Genomic DNA, 26,645 nt, shown 5'->3' on the forward strand with positions numbered 1-26,645 from the left:
TTGAAGGAAGAAGGAAGGGAAAGCAAGATGAGTTTCAGCGACTGGTGATGGCACTAAATCCTGGTGATGTCATTGTGGTTGCGAGTTTACAGGTGTTTGGAGAGGAGGCGACAAAAGTAGCCAGCCGTTTGTCGACCTTGCGACACAAGCAGGTACAGTTAATTAGTTGGAGTACTCAGCTACATTTGAATTACTATAAGCGAAGCGGTGGATTATTATAATAAATAGTTTAAGTGGGAATGAATACTTGAAAGTTGTATAGTGTTCATAAACTGATGGTCGTTATATACATCGGTGATAACTATTAGAAAATGAGAAATATTGTGCAGTTATCTGGATTAAAATGATAGTTTGTTCGTTTTGTATTTGCACGAATAAATGATGTTGAAACAATCAAAATGCGATTAAGGTCTATTTTGTCGAATTGTTATAAGTCAGTATAGGAAGGGGTTAAAGGAGGATATTATTGAAAGGTCAATCGAATATCAAGAATACTATCACATGTCGTTTTTTATATTAGTTAATTGGAAAAATCTCGACCTCCCAGAAAGGGTTAATGGAGCTACAAAAAGCTTATGAGAAAAAGACGGTAGATGCTGCTCTTTCAGGTTCTTACCAAACAGCGATTGAGGCTGTGATGCTGAATAAAACCATTCCGAATTATACGGTAGGGAAAAATACTAGATGAGTTGTACGCTGCTAATAAGGACTACTGGCCAGCATTGACTTAATAGATTTTATGAGTTATGAGTTTAATTTAATGAGCTATCAAAATGATTGTCATCTGATTATCTAATAGTAGAGTAATTAAAGCCTATCAGCAAAAATTGCTGATAGGCTATTTTTATTGCTCAATTATCTGACGGAATGACGAGAACTTAAACTCCGAATTGATCTATAGAAGGCCAAAAGGTGAACAGAATAGCTAGCGTTAGAACTCGTTTAATTGCATCAGCATTACCAAAAGAAGCACCTCCTACACTCCAATACTTATTTTCTTAAAAATTGAGACGATCTAGGTCAGAGATTAAGACTCACAAAGCGAAAAATCGTGTAACGTTTAAGTAGACCTATTTTATTGAGCTGAGTAACTATGTTACTTAATTTAAAAATAAACAAAAAACTATTTCTTAGTCTTACATAAACTAAGAAATAGTTTTATCTGTTTTATAGCTGAATCTACAAATAAAGAATTGTTTGGTTTTATTATACCTGTTTTTTTGAACGAGTCAACCCTTTTTTTCAAGCTATTTGGTCACTTGAACTACTTAACTGACGTTTTACTGGAAAAAAATAGGCCAGAATCGCATAAAAAAAAAGCTAGCTTGACCAATCGTTAGTTTTTTACGCCGTCAAATTAGCCGTCAATTTTAGATTATAAAGGAGTGCATGTATAATGTCAAAACGTGGTGAAAATATTTATAAACGTAAGGATGGTCGCTGGGAAGGACGATACCCTAAAGGCCGTAAGCTAGATGGTCATCTTTATTACGGCTATATCTATGGCCGTAGCTATAAAAAGGTCAAGGAAGAAGTCTCTTTATTAAGAGCGCGCTTCACTCTAAAAAATGGTCAAGCAGGTCAACTGTACCAAGGAACTACAACTGAATGGGTGAGCTATTGGTTAGAAGAGGTTGTTTCTCAACGTGTAAAATCAAGTACTTACGCGAGCTATATGAATAAAATAAGCGTCCATTTCATCCCAGTTTTTGGTAACCAGCCTCTACCAGCCATTACCAGCCAAGCTCTTGAAAGCTGGATCAAAGATATGAGGTCAAGATTAGCTTTATCCACGATCAATGTCCTATTTCGAATTGTTAAAGGGTGTTTTAGCTATGCTAAAAAACGTGGTTACCTTTTAACAGATCCGACTAAAAATGTATCCATTCCCATGATTTCTGTCAAAAAACCTCATGCTTTCTCTGTTATTGAACAAAAGAAATTGGTCAAAAGCTGTGAATCTGGTAAGCAATCTTTGCCTGTCATGATTGCCTTAGAAACAGGGATGAGAGTGGGTGAAATCTGTGGATTAAAATGGTCAGACATTGATTTTGAACAGAAGATTATTCATGTCCGCCGAACCGTTCAACGGCTGACAGACTATTCCCACAATAAACTGAAAACCTACTTGGAGGTTGGAACACCTAAGACCACTCGTTCACAGCGTACGATCCCACTTTCAGAACGTTTAAAAAAATTGTTATTAGCACAGAACCCAATGGGTGAGTCTCAATTTGTGTTAAATAACAGTGAGAAACCATTGGATCCTCGGACGGTTACTTACCGGTTTAAACGTTTGAAAGAACGATTAGGGTTGCCTAACTATACGTTTCACACGCTGCGTCATACCTTTGCGACTCGTTGTGTAGAGATGGGGGTTAACATTGCCGCTATTAGTTCTTTACTAGGGCATACCTCAATTAAAATGACGTTAGATGTTTATACAAGTTCGTTTATAACCGATCAACGAGCTGCTGTTGAAAATTTAGCTGCCTTGTAAAAAATAAAAAAATGAGAGTTTTGCTATTTTTTGCTTATTTGAATTAAATTTCGAATAAGGAATATTAAAACAAAGTATCATGACGAGTTAGGTGATTATTGAGTAGAGATAGTCTATCTTAGACTCTTTTTTTGTTCCTAAAAATTGTAAGCCGTCATCCTCGCCGTCAATAGCAGCGGAAAATAAGATGACGTCGCTGTTATTCTGATATTTCTTGGTTTATGTAAGACTAAGAATAGTTTTGCCAAAACCTCTTTAAAGAGTTATAGCTCATTTTAACAAAAATAAGGAAGAAAAGGTAATGAAATGCCACCTCTGATACATATAAAGTGATTTAGGATTGATAGGAATAGTCGATGGTTCTATAAACGGTAGACTGTGAACGTTTAAGAGTAGTCATCAATTGTGGTTCATTTAGTGTTCCAATAACTCTGCTTAAGTGATAAGGAGGAAGAGTGAAAGGGACTAATTAGAACACTCAAGAGATGTATGGAGTAGGTTGGTGTTTTGAAAGGGGGTGGCGGTTTTCAACAAGGAGAGAGAAGGAGAAGTGACGTGAGGAGTGAAAAAAATTCGATGAGGCAACAAAAAGAAAAAATGAAAAAATGGACAGTTTTAGGAGTAGGAGTTGTCATCCTAGGGTTTGGGCTTTGGAGATCACAGTTAAGTCCTTTGTTAGGAGCAGAAGCCGAAAAAAACTCCTCACAAAAGGAAGAAGCTAAAACAAAAGAGAAGGCAGCAAAAGCAACTAAAAAAGCAAGTGTGCCAACTCAAACATTGCCGGCTGTTTCCAATGATCAAGGACTATCAGCAACACCTAAAATTGTTAAGCTAGATCAGAATGAGACGTTTCTTGAAGCGGGAACGTCAACAGATGAGCTACAACAATTAGTGACCGATGTCGCTATTCCTAAATCAGCTAGTGGTGTTGAGTGGGAATATGTGAATGAGGATGGTTCGCCTGCAGCTCCAAGTAGTGAAAATATCGGGACTCAGCTGGTCTATCTGAAAATTACTGAGAATGGCACTTCATCAAGTATTCAAATCACTGTTCCAGTTACAGTGACTGATGACACAGTGTCAATTGAAGGCGATGTCGCGTATACAAGCCGGAAGCTTGATATTATTACCACATCTGATGTTAATGGCAATAATGATCAAGAAATATCGGATAACCTTAAACAGCGATTAGGACTTGAAGCCTGGGATATGGCGACAGGTGACGTTTTACCGATTAGTATTACGGATCTAGATGGCTTGGGTGGAAATGCGACAATCAGGCCTTATCATCTAACCTATGAGATAACCTTGTCAGATAAAACTGTCGCAAACGTTGAAAAAGAGTACACATTTTTAGCGGACAATATCTTGAATGGTGACTCAGAATCTGCGACTGCTTCGCCAATTACCAGATTCAATGAAACTGAAGAAACACTTGGATGGAGTGTCCTTGAAGAAGGGTCAACAGAAGGTGTTCTAGAAAATGCCATTAACCATTCTAGAATAGGTTTTGTAAAACGCGGGATAACGTCGAAATATCCTATTTCTGGTGGTGGGGCACAGGGGTTTTATGTTGACCGGGGTGCCGGATATGGATTTATCTTCGGTAATGACAAAATGTCTGCTATTCCTTACGTTAATAATACCCTATTATATCCGCCATCAAATACTGCTGAGGTCAATATACAATCTGGTGTGGAGCGTCGCTCGTACCCTAAGGAATATTATTTAAAGAAGGGGAATGTTCTTAAACAAATTTTAATTGATACGACTAATGAGGTTGCTTATGTCTATAACATTACAATTCAACGTAATCTGAATTTTTCAGTCATGTTAGCGATGTACAATACAGCCTCAACTGCCCGAAACTTCTCGATGTTAGAGATGGTCGACACTGCTTTTCCTAGTGATCAAGTTCCGATTTTATCTATGGGAAATAATAGTGGGTTCTATATGAGGGAGGGTGGAGGCCAGCTCGCTGTTAAAGTAAAAAATGCAGCAGGGGAGTATTTGTCAGATTTTACGATGCAAGCCGCTGGAGCAAATCTTGATGTAACACCATCTGGTTACCCTAATGCACCTAGAGCATTAAGAATGAAAAACTGGTTTAAAGCGGATTTCTCAAAAGCTGGACTTGAGCAGTATAATTATCCAAAAAATGAACCGATTATTAATGGTCCAAAAGCAACAACGAAGGCAGATACGGCATTTCAATTAGGTGCACCACCTCGCTCAATTAAACCTAATGAAGCTCTAACTACTGGTTTTGAATTGTTTGTCGGGGAAGAATTACCTTATATGGAACTTGCAGTTGACCCGAATGCCAAAAATATTTATCAGGATGATCTATTTGAGACTTTTGAAATGACCTATGATTTGCAGAAGGTTCCAGCTACTAGTTCAGGTCTGGCAACTAAGGGTAACATTATTCTGACTTATCCAAACGAGGAAGTAGGACAGGTTGAATTTACAGGGGTCGAACCGTCAGTAGGGAATGCCAACCGCGGCAAATTCTTAGAAGCTAATGGGAAACTTTATATTTCAAAAAGCAAATTGCCTGAGCGACTTAACGATGATCAAGGAACCATTAAGAGGTATAACACGACTATTATAGCGGAATATGGCGCACCAGAATTTCAGTATGAAGGACTTCCTTCTAATGAACTTGTTGTACCAATCAATGTGTACCATCTTGGTGGACAACCAATTGCACAAACCGTTAGGAAGGGGTCTGCATGGACTAAAACAGCCACTTCTTTAATTAAAGACCCAGTTATTTTGCCAGAAAATCAATCTTATTTAAAGATTGATTACGTAGAAGGAATGCCAGATACGTCAAAAGCTGGTCTACAATTTGTTAAGGTATCCGTCAGTGATACTAAGGCTGGGAAAACGACAATTGTCGATGTTCCAGTGAACGTGATTACTGGAACACCACCAACGACAGGTATCACTCTTTTAGGTGATGATGTCAGTATCAGAGCAGAAGAATTGGCTGGTAAGACTGACAATGAAATTGAACAAATTGTTTTAAAAGAATCTCGGGCAGTTGCGTGGGATAATGCGACAGGCCTGTCGGACGGAATCGAATTGGGCCTATTGCCTAAAGGTCTTGTTCAACCTGTTCCAGGTAAGTATCAATTGACTCTTAGCGCAAAGAGAGACGGAAAAGAGGTTAAGGCAATCATGTTAAACGTTACCGTTTTACCTGATATGTCTGCTGAAGCAGTCCCTCAAACAGTGTCGTTAGGAACAGATGTGAGTGATTGGGATGCTGATACCTTATTAGGTACGGTGACTAATGTTGAAGGGGCTGGTGCCGACTATGTCGTTACTTTAGTGAAAGCACCTGATACGATCCGAATCAGCACTGATAGTAGTATGACTGTTAAAGTTGCTAGTGCGGATAAACCCGATCAAGGAATTGATATGGAGGTTCCAGTGACGGTTACTTGGGGGAATTCACTTGCAATTGGTAGTGACTCTTCTACTCCAGGATTTTCTGACAAAACCTTAGCGTTAACATTACATGAAGATCAACAAGGCCAGCCATATTTGAGCTCAAGCTATGGTGAGTTAGAAGAAATCTATAAAGGGTATTATTTTGATTGGTTTGGGGCTCCTGCAATAGGACCTTTTTATCAACTTACTCATATTAAGACCGCAACGCAAGCGGCAGGTAAAGACCAAGCACTTGAAATCAGTGATGGTCCTAATCCAGTTGGAGAGGTCATGTTAGAAGCAACACGTTTAGATCGACCATATGATATTATGGCTCAACTAGAGACCAAGGGCAAATGGACGGTCAATTATGGTGATATCTTAAAAGTCTATACGGCAAAAGGAAAATATGATTTGTATGCTAAGGACCAAGGCCCAACCAACCCACAAGATGGCTTACCTAATGGGAAAACGATGTTTGTACGGCTAACTAAAACGGGCTTTAAACCTATCTATATCAATCAGTTGCAACCAAAAGAGGTCAGCATAAATGCCGCTTCAACTGGTTCAGAAGCAGACTACGATGCCAATTACAGTGATATTGCCAGTTATTTTGATATTCCTGCTGGTGCATCAACTACCAGTTATGCGGATATTACCTCAAATGGCTTTAAAAGATATCCGAAGCTTAATCTAGCGGTAAGTGAAAAAGATACTGGTAGTGTTTATGTTGCTCAGACGTTAAGTAAGACCAAGGATCAGCATCTAACTTATGCCTACGAGGTGTCGTTTGTTGGAATAGGTCCTGAATTACAAATCGTGTCACCGTCAGAACCTTTAAGCTTTGGAACTCAGGCTATTCAGTCTTATACCCAGGAAATTAAGCGGTCCGATCCAAATTGGAACTTTATGGTACTGGACAATCGCATGACCAAAAGCCCATGGGTAATTCAAGCAAAAATAACCAATCAATTTCAAACGACCGGCACGACTCCTAAAGAGTTAAAGGGAGCGGAGTTACGGCTCAAGCAGGGCAAGAATGCGATTAGCTTAAATAGTGGGTATCAGTCTATTTATCAAAAGGATGTCCCGGCGGCTAGTAATAAAGTAACATGGGCAGCTGAGGAAGGGTTCTTCTTGAAGGTTCCACCAGGTGCGATTGATAAAGATGCGAGCTATTCAACTACAGTTGAAATTGTCTTAACCGATGTGCCAAAAGAGTAGGAGGATGACATGAAAAAACTAAAACGAATTTCTTTGATTGCCATTCTTCTGGCTCTAGTTGTTGGGTGGTCAACTCAACAAGTGGTTTTTGGAGAAGAGGCTGGCATGACTAATAATGTCGGGGTTGGCTTTGATAATGACTATGAACCATCCAGTTCTAGTGAACCAGAGCCAGTTCCAACGCCTAAACCTAAACCTGTTCCAGCACCAACTCCGAAAGGGATTGCAAAGGTGTTGCCACAAACAGGTGAAGAACTAGGCAGTAGTACCGTCAGTTGGATAGGACTTTTAATGATCGTGTTGGTCATTGGTCGATTCCGACGGAAAAAAGAATAAGTGCGTAAAAAACGCTTATATATAAATCAATAAATAGGGAGAGTAGAATAATGAAAGCAATCAAAACAACGAAATTAATGGGGCTAGGGTTAGTTAGCTTGTGTGCCCTAACGCTAGGCGCACCAAGTGTATTAGCAGATACACCAGATCCAGCTTCAGCAAGTGCCAAAGCAGATGTAAAATTTGTCGAAGATACAGAAGAGGTTGACCCAATGGATCCTAATAAACCAGAAGTAACAGATCCAACAGATCCAAGTAAAGAGCCTGGCAAAGTGATTCCAGATGGTGAAGGGATCGGTGGTAATGGTAAAAAGACATTTAACATTAACTGGGTGTCTAACTTTAAATTTGGTGAAGTAAAAATTAAAGGAAGCACGATGACGGCATTTGCGCAACCAACTACTTTGAATTGGGCAGAAGACTCAGCGACTCCAGGTGAGATTGTTGCAAATGGTGAGAAAACCGTTGGGATAGCTAACTTCTTGCAAGTAACAGATAACACAGGTAATAATGATGGGTGGCATGTCATGGTAGAAGGCACCCCTTTTTACGAGTTAGATGATCAAAGTAAAGAGACAACGACTACTTTAGCAGGCGCACAGATCTTTTTAACAGAGCCACAAATAATTGGGGCTCCGGGGAATGAGGCGTTAGCGCCTACTTCTTCATTAGCTGCAACGACTGATATTTTAACAGGTGTTGGCGGACATAATGTGCTAGAAGCTGCTGGTGACAAAGGACAAGCAACTTGGTCATTAACATGGGGAGCTGACACAGATAAAACGACTCTTAAAGGAATTACCGTTGCTGGTGATACCGCAACAGGGAAGGCAACATCTGGTGTTAAATTAGCGGTACCAGTTACGGCTAAACCAAAAGTGAATAAGAGCTACCGCTCAAGTGTACAGTGGACCTTAACAGCTGCTCCTAAAAAATAGTAAGAGCAGATAGTCATGATTAAGATAAAGCCAAATGGGCTTAAAAGACAACTAAGGAGAGAAATAAACATGAAAAAAATGACAGTAGCAAGTTTAGGAATTTTATTGTTTAGTACATTACCATTAGGAAGTCAAGTTGCATTTGCTGACGAGACGACAGAAGGTCCAAGAGATCCAATCAAACAACCAGTCGCAAATAGTGACGCAACAGTTCTATTTGAGGCTGATGACGATACTGATATCGTTGTTCCACCAGGCGGCGGTGGCGGTGGTATCATCGATGAAGGTAACAGTGATGGTGGTAAAGGGGATGGGAACCCAAGTTTCAACATCGCGTATGTGTCTAACTTCCGTTTCAATGACCGAGCAGCAGATGACACTGATTTTACTAAGTTCGACGCGATTAAGTTAAATGCTAATGGAATGACTCTATGGGCTAAAGGGACACAATTAGCTATAAAAGAAGTTGACAAAGATAATCAATTGACAGGAGTAACTACCACTTATAAAAAAATTCCTAACTTTGTTCAAGTTGTTGATAATCGTGGGGAATTAAGTGGTTGGAATCTAAATGTAACAGCAACTGAGTTTACAGGTAAAGATAAAGAGGATAAAGAAGTGACATTAAAAGGTGCACAATTGTCATTGAACGAACCAAGCTTGAACGGTCCTGTTGATCCTGAAAACTTATTAGTAGCTCCTACATCATTTGCTAACGCTGTAGTAATAAATGATGCGCCTAAAACAATTATGAGTGCTAATGGTGAATCTGATGAGAAGGCTGCTGGCGGGATCGGGTCTTGGTCACTTAATTTTGGTGATAAGGAAAAATTAGCAGAGAATGACTATGAGACATTAGTCACAGATACAGGTGTTAAATTAACGATTCCTGCTTCTGCTGGAACTAAAGCGGGTGTTAACTATAAATCAAATCTAGTTTGGACATTATCAGATGCTCCATCTACAGTAGAACCTTAAATTATTTTATATCTAGTAGGAGAGCTTCTCCTACTAGATTCATGCGTTAAAATCGGCAATTGGAGGAGTAAACAAACATGAAAAAAGTAACAATACTTATAGCAAGTTTAATGAGTGCGAGCCTTTTGGGAGCGACTTTTGCGTATGCTGATGAAGCTGTGTATCCTGTTCGGGCTAATAGTGACGCAACCATCATTTTAGAAGATGATAAAGGGGAAGGTGGCGAGACAACCGGTCCCGGTGGTGGAGAAGATGGCAATCACGGCGGTGAGACGATCAAACCTCCAACGGGTGGTGAAGGTGGCGAGGGTGGTGTCGTTGACCCAGGCCAAAAAACGTCTCTACGTTTAAGCCTTTTAACAGCCTTTGATTTTGGGGCAATTAAAATGTCTGGTAATACAGAAACATATGTGGCTAAATTGCCAACGCCTGAGTTTGAACCAGGTGGCAAAAAAGAGCGTCCTAACTTTATCCAAGTGACAGATAATCGTGGTAATCTAGCAGGCTGGAATGTTACCGCAAAAATTGCGGAGCAATTTACTAACGGCACCACTACCTTAACAGGAAGTTTTATCACGCTTGACAATGGTTGGACAGAGCCACAAGCAGCTGATAATGCAGAATTTGCTCCAGCAGTTACAACAGGGACGATAAAATTGACAGAGACGCCTTCACCTATTGCTTCGGCAGCAGCTGGAAAAGGGATGGGAACATGGAATATCATGTATGGAACGCTTTATGCATCAGAGCAAGCCAAACTTGGCGATGCTAAAACGAGTGTTAACTTAACAATTCCAGGTAGTATTCAAAAATCTGAAGGTACTTATAAAGCAAAAATCGAATGGACGTTAGCTAACGCGCCAGCTCAATAAAAAAGTTATAAATGATGACGCGGTTTGAAGGAATGGGAAAGGAAGACCTTTTTCCCTTTCTTTAACCGGTGATAATCATAAGAGAAGGAGACGTGACAGGATGAAAAAACAAGCAGTGTTAAGTACTGTAATGTTGTTGCTATTTTTGGCTCCTGCAACTGCCTTGGCAAGTGAGACAGCTAATACAAACTCCAACGCCTATATCGAGATTGAAAAATATACGGGCGACGGCGAAGAACCTGTAAATCCAATTGATCCAAAAGAACCAGTTAAACCTGGACCAGATGATGATGGCAAAAACCCACATCCACCAAGTACTAAGGGGCCATTAAGTCTTAATTATATCTCTAATTTACAATTTGGCAGTCAAGAAGCGAACGGGAACGATGCAGTCTATCCAGTTAAACCAGACCGTGTGATTAACAGTCAAGAAGCAGAGATAGAGGTACCAAACTATGTTCAGATTACGGATAATCGTGGCACAAATTCTGGTTGGAGTTTACTGGTGAAACAGGATCAGCCGTTTAAAAATGGGGCTCACAGTTTAGAGGGGACGGAGATCGTCTTTACCTCAGCTGTTTTGAGTAGTAAATCAGGAAAAGAAAGTACGGCACCAAGTGCGACGCAGTCATTTACCTTAACACCTGATGGCAATGCAGCGGTCGTCATGACGGCAGCGACTGATCAAGGAATGGGAACCTGGGTCACCCGTTTTGGAAAAGATGTTGAAGAAGCGAAAACAGGGGTTCAATTGAAGATACCTGGCGACTCAAAAAAAGTGGCTGGCTTCTATCAAACAAGTTTAACTTGGACCTTAACGGATACACCGGTGAGTGAATAGGAAGTAATGGAAAGAAGAGAGCTGTGACTGGATTAGTTCCAGAAGGCCGCTTTTTTCTTCCAGCTTCGTTGTTCGTAAATGAGTATAAAGATATAAGCTAAAAGGGGAATTAAGAATGACGAAATATACTAGACGGATTGTTGTAATGGTAGCTCTAATCATGATGGGACTTATCAGCAGTCAAGTAGCATCAGCGGCGGAAATGAGCTTTTCAGTTGAGGCAAAATTACCAGATAATCAAGTGAATAAAAATAAAACGTATTTTGATTTGAGAGTGACGCCAGGGGTTAAGCAAGACTTAACCGTGGAGCTCCAAAATAATAAAGATGAAGTCGTTACGGTAGAATTACATGCTAATACAGCTATTACTAATGACAATGGGGTCATTGATTATGGGGAAGTTAAACCTAAGATTGATAAGTCATTAAAAGTCCCATTTGGAGCTATGGCAAAAATAGACCCAGAAATCGAGTTGCAACCTAAGGAAAAGAAAGTCGTGACCATACCTGTCGAGATTCCAGCAGAACCATTTGATGGCATCGTGCTAGGAGGGCTTCATTTTACCCAAAAAGAAGAAGAAAAAGATGGCAAAGCTGAGGCTGGCATGCAAATTGAAAATAAATTTGCGTTTGTGATAGGTGTTCGTTTATCAGAAAATGACGAACCTGTTGAGTCTGATTTAAAGCTACACAAGGTAGCTGCTGGGCAACGTAATTACCGAAATACCATTATTGCTAACCTGCAGACCCAATGCCGCGGATTTTAGGTGATATGACCGTTACAGCAGATGTCTATGCGGCAAAAGACTTGAAGACAGTTGTTTTTCATAGTAAACAATCGAGCCTTAATATGGCGCCGAACTCCAACTTTGGGTACGGGATTACTATGGATAATAAAGCTTTTAAGGCAGGGAAATATTTATTAAAGATGACGGTTGAAGCTGATGGTAAAACCTGGCCGTTCGAAAAAGAGTTTGAAATAAAAGAGGAAGAGGCAAAGAAGTTTAATGATGAGGCGGTTGAACTGGAAGAAGAGCCGACGAGCTATCTGCTTTATATTATCATTGGTGGTGTTGTTCTAGCTATTATCATAATTGGGTTGATTATTTGGATGATTATTCAAAAGCGCAAACACCAAGCTGAAATTAAACGTAATGCTAGTAAGAAAAAGAAACGTTCTAGTAGGTCAAAAAGTAAGAAGAGATAAACTGGTGGATTATGGGGAAATTTATTAGTACACGCATCAGTTTAAGGGAATGATAAACAAATTAGATAAGAAAATAAGTGGGGGATAAACATGAAAATTGGCTACACGATATTCAATGAAGAAATTAATCGTCTAAGAGAAGCAGGGGCGAGAAGTATCACGCTAAATGACGATATATTTGATGGAAATCAACAATTTATAGAGTTCTTGAGATTAAATAAGGAAAACGAGATTGTTTTAGTTAATACCAAAAGTATCAGCAGTTATCTTTCAATGATTCAGCTGTTTGGTATTATTGAACTGGTGAATGAATTAGACATCACGCTACATTTCCTAGATCAAGGAACAAATGCACCCTTACCTGATAAAGCGTATATTGAAATTCTTTGGCACCTGTCGAGCTTTGAAAAGGAGATTGTCAAGAATCGAGTTCGTCGGGGAATGGAAGTATCTAAGGAACGTGGGATATCAAGAGGAAGACCTACATTGGAAACTGATCTAGTTGAGAAAATCCGTAAGTTAAGTAGATATGAGAAAAAAACGATTCGTGAAATTGCCACTATTTGTGGGGTTTCTATCGGGTCTGTTCATAAATATATTAAAAAGATGGACGAAGAGGTTTAAAGAGTTATTGGGGATAAAAAGGGAACGTCTGGTTGTGGAAAACCTGGCGTTTTTTGTTTAGGTAGACATAGAAGGTATCTTGTACTAAATGATAAACCTGCTACTTTTTTATCTCTTGATTCATTATCAGGCGATAACTTAACGCTCGTTACTCATGGAAAAATTACTTGCTATGAAGTTCACTCCATGGTGTATGATAGACCTATCAATCAGAGAGAAAGGAACATCTATCATGAGAACTGTTTATATCATGCGGCACGGTGAAACACTTTTTAATCAACAGAAAAAAATACAAGGCTGGTGTGACTCACCCTTAACTGAAAAGGGCAAAAAACAAGCCAGAATTGCAGGGGAGTATTTCTCTAAGAATCAGATAATCTTTGATGAGGCATATTCTTCTACCTCAGAAAGAGCGAGTGATACGTTGGAGTTAGTGACTGACATAGACTATCGACAACTTAAAGGACTGAAAGAATGGCACTTTGGGCGACTTGAAGCAGAGCACGAATACTTGAATCCACCACTTCCTTATCGGGACTATTTCGTTGCTTTTGGTGGGGAAGGCGAGCAGGACTTTCAAGAAAGAGTATCGACGACTATTTTCGATTTAATGCAAGCAGGGAAGGCGGAGAATACCTTGATTGTTTCTCACGGCGCAGCTTGTCGGCAATTTATGAGAAAGTGGGCACAAACAAGTGAGGTAGATCAACAGGGGCGACTTGGAAATTGCTGTATCTTGAAGTTTGCTTTTGAGGAGGAGCAGTTTCAACTACTCGAAATTATTAATCATGATTTTACTTTGTTGGACTAAATTCATGATTTATATCCCAGATTTAATTGTACGATCTATCTAAAAACTATTGTGGTTTTGTCCACTCACAAAATATAATACTAAATCCCCCTACCATTGACTAATCCAGAGATTAGTCAATGGTAGGGGGATTTTTACCTATTAAGTTGTCGTATTTTTGGCGATCAATGTCGCAGCCACGACATTTTCATGGGGAATATAGGTCTCCAAAGAATTTACCGCTATTTTCGCCATTAACGGAATATTTTGATCAATCGAAGTGATAGGGTAAATTGCGTAATCTGAGACTGGAGAGTTATCGTAGCCAATAATTTCCACCTCTTTTGGGACTTGGACGCCCTTACGAATACAATCTCTTTGAAGCATATTAGCAATATCATCGTTAGAACAGAAAATTCCCAATTTTTTTCCAGGATATTTTTTAAGTAAGCTGTCCACGATGGCTGACATAGCATTTGAAGCAATGACAGAATATGGGTCTGTTAAATCTTCGCGGATGATGGTTTCATGTGGCAGATTTTTGACTGAAAACTCAAAACCAACAATTCGTTTAAATGACGGCCAATCTTCGTAGTAGCCGTTGTTGATATGGATCAAAACATCACAACCATCGGCTATTAATTTTTCCCCAGCAAGCTTCCCACCAGTGTAATTGTCACTGTTTATCTGACAGTAATTTCCTCCCGAACGCTCGATAGAAATGATAGGAACATCAAGCTGCTCGATATCTTCGGGGCTTAAAATATGACTGAGCAATATGATGCCTTTTACTCGGTAAGATTTTAACCTGTCAATCATATTTAGCTCATCTTCTTTTGTTTCTCGAGAGGTATAGACAATAAAGCTATAATCTTTTTCTTCCCCGTACTGAATGAGCTGATTCAATAATTCTGTATAAAAGCTCAGATGTAGCTGTGGAAAAATAACACCCACAAGGTTTGACTTTCCAGTTACCAATATACGAGCGACACTATCTTGACTGTAATTCAGCTCCTGAATGACGTTTTGAATATTTTCTTTTGTTTTTTGGGAAAGTAGCTCAGGTTTATTAAAATATCTCGAAACTGTCGTCAATGATACGCCACTTTTTTCAGCGATCTCTTTTATTCCGGTTTTATCCATAAATGTAACCTTTCTATGCCTGATAGTCTTCCTTATCAATATGTTCCAAACTAGTGAAGGGTTCCAATTAGGCTATCAATCTATTGTAATATACCTATCATACAATGGTGTCTCTTATATTTCAAGTTTCAATGAAAATATTTTCATTGAAATGACAACGAGATTTTCAGTAGAGAACATATTTTTGGAACACAGAAAAATAAAGTGAATACTCAATTTTCTCTTAAGATGTGATTATATAGACGGTTTTTGATTAGTTAATAACTAACTGTGATTTTTTTATTAGAGGATTTCAGTGATAATAATGACCTTTTGATGAAAAAATAACTGAAAACGTTTGACAATTAAATTTTCATATAATATACTTACGATGTAAAAGCTTACAAAAAAGTTAGGAAAGGGTCTGTGTGTATGAAGACGTTAATTGAGAAGGTTTAGGGATAAATAGACTGGATTTTTTCAGTAATAGTCAATGAAGTAAGTGAAAAAACACCAAGAAAGGTTGAGTGAAAATGAAAAAGAATAATAAGAAAAAATTTAGGTTGTTTACGGTGGCTACCTTAGCTCTTGTGAGTGTTGCAATGCTGACAGGATGTGGAAATGGGACAAGTGGTGAGAAAAAAGGAAAAAATAAGAAAATTACAGTTTTAGTTGAAAGTGGCAGTCCTGCTGAGACAGTAGCTAAGAGTACTGCTGACGCCTTCAAAGAAAAAACAGGATACGAAGTAGTAGTTGATTCAGTGCCATATTCAGGTATGTATGACAAAGTTTCAACGGAGGTTAAAGCGAAAGCTGCCGCACACGATGTTGTTTCCTTAGATGTCTTATGGTTGTCAGCGTTTGAATCTGTATTAACACCACTAAATGATGCCGTTGATGAAAGTCTTATTTCAGATTTTCTACCAACACTTAAAGAAGGTGGCACGTTAAATGATAATCTACTTGGACTTCCAATGTGGATTAACAGTAAAGTACTTATCTATAGGAAAGATCTTTTCGAAGATGAGACCAATCAGGCCGCTTTTAAGAAAAAATACGGCCACGAATTAACGGTTCCCGTAACGTGGGAAGAATACCAAGAATGTGCGGAATTCTTTACGAAAGATGGGATGTATGGAACAGCTGTTTTTGGCATGGCCTCAGGAGATACGGTCTGTAGCTTCCTTGATCATGCGTCACAAGCAGGAGCGACACCACTTGTCCTTGATAAAGACAATCGTGTGCTAATTGATGAAAAACCATATGTTGAGGCTCTCCAGTATCTTTGCGATCTTTACGAATCAGGCTATGCCCCAGAGGAAACGTTATCAGTTGCTTCGACAGAGGCCCAAGAGATGTTTAACAATGGAAAGCTTGCTATGCAACTTAATTGGAGCGACCAATACCCAGCAGCCTATGCGCTTGATAAAGAGAAGGTTGGCGTTGCACCAATGATCGGAGGCACTAAGGGAGTTGCTGCGACAACAGGTCCGTGGTATCAAAGTGTGATGAAAAACTCTGAAAATAAAGACGTAGCGATCGATTACATTAAATTCATGTACGATAACAACGAGAAGTATATGACAGAAGGGGCACTTAAAATTGCCGGTCGAACCTCTGTTTATGAAAAATACGCATCAGAAGCAGGAAATGAACATTTGGGAGCGGTACTGGATACACTAGACAATGAGTATTCACAAAATAGACCGGCAACCCCTCAATGGACAGAAATTGAAGAAGTCTTGGCTGGTGCTGTTCAATCAGCATTATCAGGAAAAACAACGCCTGAAAAAGCGTTGAAAGAAGCAAAGGCTGAGATAGAAGCCATTGTAGAATAACGTTAAAAAGGAGGGATTATCATGCAGTTGATATCTAGAAAAACAGTGCTAGCGTTCTTTTTACCAGGTGCACTTTTTATGGGAGTCTTCATGGTTTACCCTATTTTTAAAATGGGGATAGACAGCCTATATACTTTTGATGCAAGTGGGTTGAAAGAATTTGTTGGGATTGATAATTATATCAAGGCCTTCAGTAATGAGAGTTTTTTACAGCCATTAAGAAACACCTTAGTCTATATTGGGATAGCTGTTGTGGCAGAACTCATATTAGGTACACTATTAGCGCTGATTTTTGAGGTGAATTTTAAAGGAAATAAAGTCATCCGTTCCCTTATTTTAACACCGCTGATGATTGCACCTCTTGTAGCAGGACTCATCTGGAAGCTAATGTTAAGTGCACAATTTGGGATTGTTAATCAATTGCTAGTAAATGTGGGGATTCTTAACAATACCAATCAAATACTTTGGCTAGCAGACGAAAAATGGTCATTACTTTCAGTTGCCATAGCAGATATTTGGCTGACGACACCGTTTATGATGCTCATGATTTTAGCAGGCTTACAAGGAATTGATTCTAGTATGCTTGAGGCCGCAACGATTGATGGCGCAAACTGGTGGCAGAAAATCATCAAAATAAAATTACCAAATATCAAACCAATTTTGTTAACAGCACTGTCGATCAGAATTATTGATGCCGCCAGAACCTTCGATATTGTTTGGGCGATGACCCAAGGTGGGCCGAATAATTCTTCTGAGCTCATCAGTGTGGTAATTTACAAGACGTTAACTAGGTACAATAAAGTCGGGTATGCCAGTGCGATGGCGCTTATATTGGTGGTAACCCTTGTTATCTTTACTTTGGTATTTATGCAAGGATTATGGAACCCTAAGAAGAAACAAGCAACATAAGAAGAGGAGGTTAGACCATGGAGAAAAAAAGAAATTGGCAGGTTAAATTAATGGTCGCTATCGCAGTCATTTGCGCGGCTTTCTGGTTATTTCCTTATCTGTATTTGATTAGTTCGTCGTTTAAACCAGGCGCAGAGGTTGTGTCAATCCCAGCAAAATTCTTTCCTAAGGTTCTTTCTGTAGAAAATTTTACTGGCTTATTCGAGCGGATGCCTGCGTTTCAATATATTTTTAATAGTTTTTTGGTTGCAATTTGTAGTACACTTATCGCCGTTGTTTTGGGGGCTTTATCGTCCTATGCAATCCAACGTTCTGGCGCTAAACTAGCAACCTTTCTAATCATTTTAGTTTTATGCCTTAAAATGATTCCCACTTCAAGTATTGCCGTACCTATTTATGAGCTCATTACAACGCTCGGCCTATATGATACTAAACTAGCGTTGATCATCGTATATGCGGCCATTAACATGCCCTTTGTTATGTGGATCATGCTTGGGTTTTATGAAGGGATTCCAGTAACAATAGATGAGGCAGCATGTGTAGATGGGGCTTCTAGTTTCAAGACGTTTATCTATATTATCCTGCCTATCTGTAAACCAGGACTTGCGACGGCCTTTGTCTTTACCTTGTTCTTATCTTGGAACGAATTTTTGTTAGCACTCTTGCTGACAAGTACAAATGCTAAGACCTTTACTGTCGGTTTATCTGAATTTTTATCTGCCTATAGTATGGATCTAGGACCAATGGCAGCTGGTGCGCTTATTTTTAGTTTACCAGTGATGGTTCTTTCAATTGTGGCACAAAAATTTATCGTTCAAGGTCTAACTGCTGGTGCAATTAAAAGCTAGGTTTAGAAAAAAAGAAATGGGTTAAAATAGGAGGAAATATGGCAAGTAAGAATTATTATGACGTAACAGAATGGTCTATTGGTTCACCGTATGAGGATATTGGTGAAGTAATCAATAGTATGATAGTAGACATTAAGGAGAGACAAAAAGACATCGATCTCAACGATGGCGGAAAGCCAGGGGCGGTTATCTACATTCCGCCAGGCGATTATCATCTGAAGACTCAAGTGATGATTGATATTAGTTACCTTAAAATTATGGGATCTGGACATGGCTTTACCTCGTCTAGTATTCGTTTCAATGTTCCCAAAGAGGAATGGTCAGATTTACATGAATTATGGCCAGGAGGAAGTCGGATACTTGTTGGTAACTCCCTGAAAACAACGGATGAAGAAGCTGCTGGTGCTGCTTTTTATGTGGCAAGGGATGGTAATCCTCGAATCAGCTCAGTTGAATTTGCTAACTTCTGTATCGATGGGCTCCATTTTGTAGATGACGGATCAGGGATAACGAACCCAGAAAATACGTATGTTAATGGTAAAACAGGGATTTATGTTGCCAGTGCTCAAGACTCGTTTCGAGTGACAAGTATGGGGTTTGTTTACTTAGAGCACGGCTTGACGATTTATCATGCTGATGCTTTGACGATTCATGACAATTTTATTGCTGAATGTGGCAGCTGCATAGAATTACGGGGCTGGGGACAGGCATCAAAAATAACCGACAATTTGATTGGGGCAGGCTTTAAAGGCTATTCGATTTTTGCCGAAAACTTTGGCGGTTTGTTAATTACAGCAAATAATATCTTTCCGCGAGGGGCAAGTAGTATTCATTTTTCAGGTGTAACACGCTCACTAATTACAACAAATAGGCTTCATGCGTTTTATCCAGGGATGGTCGTTTTCAGTGAGGAGTGCTCGGAAAATTTAGTCTCATCGAATCACTTTTTACGTGATCATGAGCCGTGGACGCCTTTGCAAGACCGCGATAATGGCTTAGATGATTTATATGGACTTTTGCATATTAATGGTGATAATAATACGATTACAGGTAATCATTTTTCAGAAACGATTGACACCCAACATATCGTGCCAGCAGGAGCTGTACCAGTTATTATTCGTGTGGTATCAGGTAATGCTAACTATATTTCTACAAATCATATCGTGGCCACTGATGTACAAGCTCAGGCAAGTGAGTCCTGCTTTTCAGCTCAGGTCGGAGCGTTATTGTCAACAGAAGCGTCAGCCGTGTTAGATGTCATCACGGTCCTGATAGAAAGTGAGTCGTTGAGAAATACAGTTCTTGATTCAGGTACGGATGAACAAGTTAAGATGGACAAAAAGGTTAACGCGTTTAGAGCAACGCCGATGCCGGTTGGATAATAACTAACGGTCTTATTAATTAAGGAGGAAATTACACGTGTCAATTGAGGGAATGAAAAAAGCAATTAATCGTGCTCAGGCGGAAATTGATAAAAATAAAGTTGCGGTAAGTAAGGGCGCCATGAGGCAAAGATATCATTTTATGGCTGAAGAAGGTTGGCTAAATGATCCGAATGGATTGATCTATTTTCAAGATAAGTATCACTTCTTTTATCAGTACAATCCCTTTGATTCTTATTGGGGAGAGATGTACTGGGGACACGCCGTAAGTGATGATATGGTGCATTGGGAGTATCTACCAATAGCGCTTGCTCCAAGTGAGCCTTATGACCATCATCCAGAAGGAGGCTGTTTTTCTGGTAGCGCGATCGAGCATGAGGGACGCTTGTACCTTCTTTATACAGGCGCGACCAATGACGGTGAAGGAAGTAAGCAAAGTCAGTGTATGGCGTACAGTGATGACGGCATTAATTTCCATAAATATGAGAATAACCCAGTGATTCCTTCTCCGCCAGAAGGTTACAGTACTGAGGATTTTAGAGACCCAAAGGTATGGAAGCATGGTAATTATTTCTATTTAGTATGCAGTGGAAAAAAGGATGATCTTGCCAAGGCATTATTGTATCGCTCTGAGAACTTGAAAGACTGGGAGTTTTTCAATGTGCTTGCAGAGAGTCGAGGAGAATTTGGCTACATGTGGGAGTGTCCAGACTTTTTCCCGATAAACGGAGCGGATGGTGAGAAATATGTCTTGATGTTTTCGCCGATGGGGATAAAGGAACGAACGAGTCTCTATTTGGTAGGTGACATGAACTATGAAACAGGTAAATTCACTTATCAGACAGTTGGAACGATTGATTGGGGCTTTGATTACTATGCGCCACAGTCATTTGTTGATAAAAAAGGTCGACGGCTACTCGTTGCTTGGGCAAACGGCTGGCAATGGATGCCTTGGTGGAAAGATTGGGGACCTACCTTTAAAGAGGGCTGGTGTGGCTCGTTTAATATTCCTAGAGAAGCAATACTTGATACAGACAATACCTTGAAATTTGTTCCAGTTAAGGAGTTTGAATCAATTAGATCTGCTGAACAAAGTCTTTCAAACATTCAGCTTAAAGAGAAAGAAAATGTGCTAATTCCAACAGCTGATGGAAACTCATTTGAGCTAATGATGACTGTTAACCTTGCAAAAACGACAGCTGGTTCATTTTCTCTGTCTCTTAGAGGAAACGACAGTTTGGCAACCGTTGCGACAATTGATTTAAATGAACAAATGTTGTATGTCAGCCGTGATAATTCTGATAATTGGAGTCAGGGAACGACTAAGAGTCCTTTATTATTACAAGACCCAGATAGGTTGAAAATTCATATTTTTGTTGATCAATCTTCAATAGAATTATTTACTGACGACTATAAAACAAACCATAGTTTGAATGTCTTTGCAGCTAATGATCAGACTCGTAATTCTCTATCAGTAAGTGATGGTTTGCTAGTAATCGATGAGCTGACTACTTGGAAATTAGCTAAAAAAAATTAATGATTAACACTCGGAGATAGCGGTTATTTTCGAGTGTTTCAATTTATGGAGGAACATGATGAAGACGGTAGATGTAACAGCGATAGGCGAAATTTTGATTGATTTTACGGAATACGGTGTCAGCGAACAAGGAAATCCTATCTTGGAAGCCAATCCGGGAGGTGCGTCTTGCAATGTGTTGGCGATGCTTCGAAAATTCGATCGCAAGGTGTCATTCATAGGGAAAGTGGGTGCAGATAAGTTTGGGCGATTTTTAACAGAGAGAATCACTGAATTGGGAATCAATACAGATAGTCTATCTGTGGCTGAAGAGGTGCCTACTACTTTAGCCTTTGTCCATAATGAACTAAATGGAGAGCGTGAGTTTGCCTTTTACCGCAATCCAGGGGCGGATATGATGTTAGTGGAATCAGAAGTAAAGACCGAAGAGATAATGAAATCAAAAATAGTTCATTTTGGCACCTTGTCCATGACACATGAAGGGGCACGTCAAGCAACTCTCAAAGCTCTCGATCTAGCCAAGAAAAATCACTCTCTAATTTCATTCGATCCGAATATTAGAGAACCCCTATGGCAGTCAATGGCTGATGCTAGGCGTCAAGTAGAAATAGGCCTTAGTTATTGTGATATTTTAAAGCTATCAGATAACGAAATCAGATGGTTTACAGGTGAGCATGATTTCACTGAAGGAGTTAAAAAAATTAGAGAAACCTATTCAATTAAGCTGATTTTGGTGTCAATGGGTAGTGAAGGAAGCAGAGCGTATTACGAAGATAGGGTGATTGAAGTAGGGGCGTTTCTAAATGAAGAGACGGTTGAAACAACAGGGGCAGGTGATACCTTTTTTGGTTGTGTTCTCAATTTTATTCTTGAATGGGGGATCGATGAGTTGGATGCTGACAAATTGACACAAATGTTACAGTTTGGTAATGCAGCCGCCTCGTTGATTACCACGAAAAAAGGTGCACTTTGCTCTATGCCAGAAGTATCAGAGGTTCGAGCTTACGGTCAGTTTTAAAGAGGGATTAAAACAAAAGGGGACTAGTAAGGTGAAGTGAGTCTTCGTTTGTCTATGCTCCCTTATTTCTATATTTGATTAAACCTAATTAATAAACTTTTTCTCTAATGATAATAAATAACTCAAGATAGGATGCTCAATCTATATTAGATTACTTACTAGGTTTAGCTTGTTGATAATTAACAATGTTTATTCCTCATTATTTTTGCAGAAAATGTATAAAGCTGATTTTTTCATGAAGAATTAAAATTCAATGAAATCAATACTTTTGATAGACTTAACCATAAAATTAAGTTAAGCTATAATGAAATAGAAGGATAGAAAGGGGTGAATACATGAATTTTTACGACTGGATAAAAATCATGATCCCACCATTTCCCAACAAAGGATGTTTTTTCCCAAGCTAATAAAAATTTAGGAGCGTTTTTATGGAAAAAAACATCGAAGTATCACAAACTAAGACGATTAATTTAGGTCTACTCATCTGTTTAGTCGGTTTTCCACAAATTAGTGAAACGATTTATACGCCGTCATTAACAGAGATTGCTAAAAATTATCAGGTGTCATTGAATGTTGCTCAAATGACGTTAAGTATCTATTTTTTTGCTTTTGCATTAGGCGTGTTTTTTTGGGGGATTGGCTCTGATTATTGGGGGCGGCGGAAAGCGATGAATGGCGGAATCTTCATTTATATCCTTGGTTGTTTGCTTTGTTTAGGGTCAACCACTATTATCTGGCTGTTTATTGGGCGCTTTATTCAAGCCTTTGGGGCGAGCACGGGTTCGGTTACTACACAAACCATTTTACGGGATAATTATCGTGGAACGGAACGCCATCGGATATTTGCTCAAATTTCCGCTGCTTTAGCCTTTTCGCCAGCAGTTGGTCCACTAATAGGTGGAGTTGTCGGTCAATTTTATGGGTTTCGCGCAGTATTTCTTTTTTTAGTTGCAATGGGCATGTTCTTACTCTTTTGGAGCTTGAAACGGTTACCGGAAACACAGCTTACTCGACAGGTTCTTGGGCTAAAGGAATGTGTTACCATGGGGAAGAAGATGCTAGCTGATCGCTATACAGTGAGCTTTTGTCTATTGATTGGTTTATTTAATGGGATGTTGTTTAGTTACCATTCTGAAGCACCAGGTATTTTTATTGAGACGTTTCATTTTAGTCAAAGTCAATATGGGTTTATGGGATGTGTAGTTGCGTCAGCGACGATCTTAGGTGCATGGGGCTCAAATTGGAGGCTCTCTCGTCAATTACCAGAAAAAATCATTGAAACTGGGATTATATGGTCTTTAGTTGGCAGTTTATTTTTAAGTATCGTTGGGCTTCTGTCACTTCCTTTGAAGTGGCAGGTTATGTTGTATATTGTTGGAATAGCGGTTATCTTAATCGGAATAGGCATGTCTTTACCTAACTGTTTAAGTTTGGCGTTGGTCAACTTTCAAGAGGCTGCTGGTACGGCTGGTGCTTTTTTAAGTTTGGGTTACTACCTTATTGTCAGCAGTTGCACGTTCTTGATAAGTTTATTGCACACAGGCTCTATTCTTATCTTACCTTTATTTTGTTTAGTACTGCTGCTCATTTCACTGGGCTGTATTAAATGGGGGAGAGTGGCTGTTGAGTAGAACCTGTTAGTCAGTTATTCTTAAAATTGATTTTGTTAGAAAAATAATATAGGGTGGACGCAAGTTTAAAGAAACAAAAAAAGAAGGAGCTGTGAAAAAAGTCTCAAGGTAAATAAAGCAGAAGACCGAAAATCGTAAAAATGATTTTCAGTCTTCTGTTTTTTTGTTTATTGGGAGAATTAGTCTTGTTTGATAGCTTATTTAGCCTATATTTCCTCAAATTTGCAGCCATTAGTACAAACCTAATTTCATTGTGTACTATTTTTTTGGAAAACTACCTTATTTTTCGTCAAGTCTCCCATAATGGCAAACTGAGTTTTCTAGCGTTTCTATTTGTGAATTAGTAATAAAATAACCTGTTTTAGAGTTTTATGAATAATTTAGGTTTATTGAAGTATTTAATATCTGATTCTTAAAAATTTTTGTACTACCATAAATTTCATGAGTATTGTTCCAAACTAAATAGATATTTCGTATGATATATAAATCAGATAATTTAATTTTTTTAAGTCCTTGTAAGTCAATGTGTGGAACATCTACAATAAATGCAATACCTAAGCCAGCTCGTACTAATCCAATAACACTGTTGTCTTCATTTGATTTATAAATAGTTTTTAATTCAAAATCAGAATGTTCTTTTTTTCTAATGGCATCATAAATATTTATCCTCAAACCAGTTAAATCGTTATAGCCTATAAATATTTCATCACGAATTTCTTGATAAGTTACCTCATTTTTATCGGATAAAGAATGATTTTCAGGTACAATCAATACAATTTCTTCATTAAAAATTTTTTCTCGACTTATATCCTCGAAATTCTCCAAGTTAAATTCCCCACATAAACCTATATCAACGTCATCATTTAAAATACCTTCTAAGATTTGTTGAGTAGTCTGCTGAGTCAAATTAATTTTAATATCGGGATAAGTTTGTTGAAATATTTTCAGCAATTTAGGGATATAATGAGCTCCCACTGAAAAAATACTTCCAATATTAACTGTTCCAGATTCTTTTTCAGCTAGATTATGTAAAATATCTTGACCTAACTTTAAATCGTTTTGAGCTAAGTTAACATAATCCAGATAGAGTTTTCCGTACTTCGTCAACTGCACATTTCTTCCGCTTTTCTTAAATAAAGGGAGGCCTAATTCTTCTTCGATGCTTGCAATGGCTTTACTTAAAGTAGAGGTATTGATATATAGATTGTCGGCTGCAATTCTAAAATTTTGTTGTTTTGCTGCTTCTAAAAAGTACATTAGATGTTGCCAGTTCATTATAAACTCCTCCAAATCATATTTTTTAATCAGTGAATAAAATGAAACGATGTCGTGCAATATCGGAATTGTTTAACTAGTCTTTATATCATATCATTTATGTAAAGGTTTACACAATAAGTTATGGAGGCTATTTTATGGAAAAAACGGTTATTTTGAGTGCATTACGAACACCAATAGGAAAATTTGGAGGCTTACTATCAAAAATGACGGCGCCAGAATTAGGTAGTATAGCTATCAAAGAAAGTGTTAAAGAATCGAATATTTCTGTAGATCAAATTGACTATGTCATTATGGGAGAGGTTTTACAAGCTGGGGTTGGACAAATACCTTCAAGGCAAGCGTCGATTATGGCAGGATTGCCATTCTCAATTGGTTCTGAAACAATTAATAGAGTGTGTGCTTCTAGCTTACGAGCGGTTACTTCCGCCGATCAAATGATAAGAAGTGGTGATGCCGATATTGTTGTTGCTGGTGGTATGGAAAGTATGAGCAACAGTCCTTTTTCTCTGCCAAATATGAGATGGGGGCAGCGTATGTTTAATAGTAGCAGTGAAGATTTAATGATTAAAGATGGTTTATGGTGTTCTTATTACAATGTTCATATGGCGACTCATGGAGGGAAAGTAGCTGCTGAATATGGTGTTAGTAGAAAAGAACAAGATGAATGGGCTTTACGCAGTCAGCAATTAGCAAAAAAAGCAATTGAAGCTAATCGAATTCAAAATGAAATTATTCCAATAGAAATAAAAATAAAAAGAGAAGTTAAAACAATGATTCATGATGAGTCTCCACGATTTAGTACATCAATTGAGCAATTAGAAAAGTTGCCACCTTTGTTTGATTCAAATAATACTGTAACTGCAGGAAATGCTCCAAGTACTAATGATGCCGCAAGTGCTTTAGTGTTGACGTCAGAAAGTAAAGCTAAAGATTTAGGGTTGAAACCAATAGCAACTATCATAGACCAGGCGCAAGTTTCTCTAGATCCAGCTTATATTGCGGCAGCACCAGGAGAAGCAATAAATAAATTACTGGAAAAGAATAGTTTAACCGTAGATGATATTGATTTATTTGAAGTGAATGAAGCGTTTGCTGCCGTAGTATTAGTTAGTCAGAAAATTGCTAAATATGATTTGAATAAAGTGAATGTCAATGGTGGTGCTATTGCATATGGTCATCCTATTGGAGCAACAGGTGGACGTATTATTGCAACACTAGTACATGAAATGAGACGTCAAAAAATGACTTATGGTGTTGCCGCCATTTGTAGTGGTGGTGGTCAAGGAGATGCGGTTTTAGTTAAGTGTGATTATTAAAATGAAAATACTAGAA

The 26,645-nt window shown here is 38.7% G+C and carries 22 protein-coding genes and 1 pseudogene; 21 read left to right on the top strand and 2 right to left on the bottom strand.

The features are described from left to right. The 13 genes and pseudogenes from AC5KOD_RS19665 to AC5KOD_RS19725 form a co-directional block, all read left to right on the top strand. On the top strand, nt 1-221 hold a 221-nt coding region (locus AC5KOD_RS19665; RefSeq protein ID WP_496916290.1), incomplete at its 5' end, for a recombinase family protein. 302 nt (nt 222-523) lie between these two features. Further along, nucleotides 524-731: pseudogene (locus tag AC5KOD_RS19670) on the top strand (family 4 glycosyl hydrolase); the annotation flags it as partial. A 665-nt stretch (nt 732-1,396) separates the two neighbouring features. Continuing rightward, entirely contained in the window at nt 1,397-2,500 is a 1,104-nt protein-coding gene (locus tag AC5KOD_RS19675) for a tyrosine-type recombinase/integrase (protein ID WP_496916291.1), read from the top strand. A gap of 555 nt (nt 2,501-3,055) precedes the next feature. Then, nucleotides 3,056-7,165 carry a hypothetical protein gene (locus tag AC5KOD_RS19680; protein WP_496916292.1) on the top strand — a complete coding sequence of 1,370 codons (4,110 nt, stop codon included), beginning with the start codon at nt 3,056-3,058 and terminating at the stop codon, nt 7,163-7,165. A gap of 9 nt (nt 7,166-7,174) precedes the next feature. After that, nucleotides 7,175-7,501, top strand: a complete 327-nt coding sequence (locus AC5KOD_RS19685) for an EF2685/EF0750 family sortase-dependent surface protein (protein WP_496916293.1) — start codon at nt 7,175-7,177, stop codon at nt 7,499-7,501. A gap of 50 nt (nt 7,502-7,551) precedes the next feature. Beyond that, on the top strand, nt 7,552-8,439 hold the full coding sequence (locus AC5KOD_RS19690; protein WP_496916294.1) for a WxL domain-containing protein: 888 nt from the start codon (nt 7,552-7,554) through the stop codon (nt 8,437-8,439). A gap of 69 nt (nt 8,440-8,508) precedes the next feature. After that, nucleotides 8,509-9,417, top strand: coding sequence for a WxL domain-containing protein (locus AC5KOD_RS19695; RefSeq protein WP_496916295.1), 909 nt, complete (start codon nt 8,509-8,511; stop codon nt 9,415-9,417). Between the two features lie 77 nt (nt 9,418-9,494). Further along, a complete protein-coding gene (locus AC5KOD_RS19700) occupies nt 9,495-10,289 on the top strand; it encodes a WxL domain-containing protein (RefSeq protein ID WP_496916296.1) in 795 nt (264 codons plus the stop codon). Nucleotides 10,290-10,389: 100 nt separating this feature from the next. Beyond that, a complete protein-coding gene (locus tag AC5KOD_RS19705) occupies nt 10,390-11,130 on the top strand; it encodes a WxL domain-containing protein (RefSeq protein ID WP_496916297.1) in 741 nt (246 codons plus the stop codon). A 115-nt stretch (nt 11,131-11,245) separates the two neighbouring features. Beyond that, entirely contained in the window at nt 11,246-11,896 is a 651-nt protein-coding gene (locus AC5KOD_RS19710) for a DUF916 domain-containing protein (RefSeq protein WP_496916298.1), read from the top strand. 5 nt (nt 11,897-11,901) lie between these two features. Continuing rightward, a complete protein-coding gene (locus AC5KOD_RS19715) occupies nt 11,902-12,336 on the top strand; it encodes a WxL protein host-binding domain-containing protein (RefSeq protein ID WP_496916299.1) in 435 nt (144 codons plus the stop codon). A 90-nt stretch (nt 12,337-12,426) separates the two neighbouring features. Next, on the top strand, nt 12,427-12,960 hold the full coding sequence (locus AC5KOD_RS19720) for a recombinase family protein (protein WP_496916300.1): 534 nt from the start codon (nt 12,427-12,429) through the stop codon (nt 12,958-12,960). A gap of 229 nt (nt 12,961-13,189) precedes the next feature. Continuing rightward, complete coding sequence (locus AC5KOD_RS19725) at nt 13,190-13,771, top strand: histidine phosphatase family protein (RefSeq protein WP_496916414.1); 582 nt, start codon at nt 13,190-13,192, stop codon at nt 13,769-13,771. 141 nt (nt 13,772-13,912) lie between these two features. Here the strand turns inward: AC5KOD_RS19725 and AC5KOD_RS19730 are convergent, their stop codons facing one another. Beyond that, entirely contained in the window at nt 13,913-14,893 is a 981-nt protein-coding gene (locus tag AC5KOD_RS19730; RefSeq protein ID WP_496916301.1) for a LacI family DNA-binding transcriptional regulator, read from the bottom strand. Nucleotides 14,894-15,405: 512 nt separating this feature from the next. Here AC5KOD_RS19730 and AC5KOD_RS19735 point away from each other — a divergent pair. The 7 genes from AC5KOD_RS19735 to AC5KOD_RS19765 all read left to right on the top strand — a co-directional run bounded on the left by AC5KOD_RS19735 (nt 15,406) and on the right by AC5KOD_RS19765 (nt 24,035). Beyond that, entirely contained in the window at nt 15,406-16,710 is a 1,305-nt protein-coding gene (locus tag AC5KOD_RS19735) for an ABC transporter substrate-binding protein (protein WP_496916302.1), read from the top strand. 21 nt (nt 16,711-16,731) lie between these two features. After that, on the top strand, nt 16,732-17,619 hold the full coding sequence (locus AC5KOD_RS19740; protein ID WP_496916303.1) for a carbohydrate ABC transporter permease: 888 nt from the start codon (nt 16,732-16,734) through the stop codon (nt 17,617-17,619). A gap of 17 nt (nt 17,620-17,636) precedes the next feature. Beyond that, nucleotides 17,637-18,467 (top strand): carbohydrate ABC transporter permease, encoded by an 831-nt coding sequence (locus AC5KOD_RS19745; RefSeq protein ID WP_496916304.1) that lies wholly within the window; start codon nt 17,637-17,639, stop codon nt 18,465-18,467. 38 nt (nt 18,468-18,505) lie between these two features. Further along, complete coding sequence (locus AC5KOD_RS19750) at nt 18,506-19,849, top strand: NosD domain-containing protein (protein ID WP_496916305.1); 1,344 nt, start codon at nt 18,506-18,508, stop codon at nt 19,847-19,849. A 37-nt stretch (nt 19,850-19,886) separates the two neighbouring features. Further along, entirely contained in the window at nt 19,887-21,386 is a 1,500-nt protein-coding gene (locus AC5KOD_RS19755; RefSeq protein WP_496916306.1) for a glycoside hydrolase family 32 protein, read from the top strand. A gap of 58 nt (nt 21,387-21,444) precedes the next feature. Beyond that, nucleotides 21,445-22,404: a carbohydrate kinase family protein gene (locus tag AC5KOD_RS19760; protein ID WP_496916307.1), complete on the top strand. Its 960-nt coding sequence runs from the start codon at nt 21,445-21,447 to the stop codon at nt 22,402-22,404. Between the two features lie 428 nt (nt 22,405-22,832). Then, nucleotides 22,833-24,035 carry a multidrug effflux MFS transporter gene (locus AC5KOD_RS19765; RefSeq protein WP_496916308.1) on the top strand — a complete coding sequence of 401 codons (1,203 nt, stop codon included), beginning with the start codon at nt 22,833-22,835 and terminating at the stop codon, nt 24,033-24,035. Between the two features lie 369 nt (nt 24,036-24,404). Here the strand turns inward: AC5KOD_RS19765 and AC5KOD_RS19770 are convergent, their stop codons facing one another. After that, nucleotides 24,405-25,310, bottom strand: a complete 906-nt coding sequence (locus tag AC5KOD_RS19770) for a LysR family transcriptional regulator (protein WP_496916309.1) — start codon at nt 25,308-25,310, stop codon at nt 24,405-24,407. Between the two features lie 137 nt (nt 25,311-25,447). Here AC5KOD_RS19770 and AC5KOD_RS19775 point away from each other — a divergent pair, with 137 nt between their 5' ends. Next, entirely contained in the window at nt 25,448-26,629 is a 1,182-nt protein-coding gene (locus tag AC5KOD_RS19775; protein WP_496916310.1) for an acetyl-CoA C-acetyltransferase, read from the top strand. The last annotated feature ends 16 nt before the right edge of the window (nt 26,630-26,645 follow it).

This window comes from Vagococcus sp. WN80Y (genome assembly GCF_059621045.1).

Excerpts from the sequence above, each read along its gene's own strand:
- AC5KOD_RS19750 (WP_496916305.1), top strand. The coding sequence starts at position 18,506 with ATGGCAAGTAAGAATTATTATGACGTAACAGAATGGTCTATTGGTTCA.
- AC5KOD_RS19720 (WP_496916300.1), top strand. The coding sequence starts at position 12,427 with ATGAAAATTGGCTACACGATATTCAATGAAGAAATTAATCGTCTAAGA.
- AC5KOD_RS19730 (WP_496916301.1), bottom strand. The coding sequence starts at position 14,893 with ATGGATAAAACCGGAATAAAAGAGATCGCTGAAAAAAGTGGCGTATCA.
- AC5KOD_RS19735 (WP_496916302.1), top strand. The coding sequence starts at position 15,406 with ATGAAAAAGAATAATAAGAAAAAATTTAGGTTGTTTACGGTGGCTACC.
- AC5KOD_RS19745 (WP_496916304.1), top strand. The coding sequence starts at position 17,637 with ATGGAGAAAAAAAGAAATTGGCAGGTTAAATTAATGGTCGCTATCGCA.
- AC5KOD_RS19775 (WP_496916310.1), top strand. The coding sequence starts at position 25,448 with ATGGAAAAAACGGTTATTTTGAGTGCATTACGAACACCAATAGGAAAA.
- AC5KOD_RS19740 (WP_496916303.1), top strand. The coding sequence starts at position 16,732 with ATGCAGTTGATATCTAGAAAAACAGTGCTAGCGTTCTTTTTACCAGGT.
- AC5KOD_RS19690 (WP_496916294.1), top strand. The coding sequence starts at position 7,552 with ATGAAAGCAATCAAAACAACGAAATTAATGGGGCTAGGGTTAGTTAGC.
- AC5KOD_RS19685 (WP_496916293.1), top strand. The coding sequence starts at position 7,175 with ATGAAAAAACTAAAACGAATTTCTTTGATTGCCATTCTTCTGGCTCTA.
- AC5KOD_RS19765 (WP_496916308.1), top strand. The coding sequence starts at position 22,833 with ATGGAAAAAAACATCGAAGTATCACAAACTAAGACGATTAATTTAGGT.
- AC5KOD_RS19695 (WP_496916295.1), top strand. The coding sequence starts at position 8,509 with ATGAAAAAAATGACAGTAGCAAGTTTAGGAATTTTATTGTTTAGTACA.
- AC5KOD_RS19705 (WP_496916297.1), top strand. The coding sequence starts at position 10,390 with ATGAAAAAACAAGCAGTGTTAAGTACTGTAATGTTGTTGCTATTTTTG.
- AC5KOD_RS19760 (WP_496916307.1), top strand. The coding sequence starts at position 21,445 with ATGAAGACGGTAGATGTAACAGCGATAGGCGAAATTTTGATTGATTTT.
- AC5KOD_RS19675 (WP_496916291.1), top strand. The coding sequence starts at position 1,397 with ATGTCAAAACGTGGTGAAAATATTTATAAACGTAAGGATGGTCGCTGG.
- AC5KOD_RS19770 (WP_496916309.1), bottom strand. The coding sequence starts at position 25,310 with ATGAACTGGCAACATCTAATGTACTTTTTAGAAGCAGCAAAACAACAA.
- AC5KOD_RS19715 (WP_496916299.1), top strand. The coding sequence starts at position 11,902 with ATGACCGTTACAGCAGATGTCTATGCGGCAAAAGACTTGAAGACAGTT.
- AC5KOD_RS19710 (WP_496916298.1), top strand. The coding sequence starts at position 11,246 with ATGACGAAATATACTAGACGGATTGTTGTAATGGTAGCTCTAATCATG.
- AC5KOD_RS19700 (WP_496916296.1), top strand. The coding sequence starts at position 9,495 with ATGAAAAAAGTAACAATACTTATAGCAAGTTTAATGAGTGCGAGCCTT.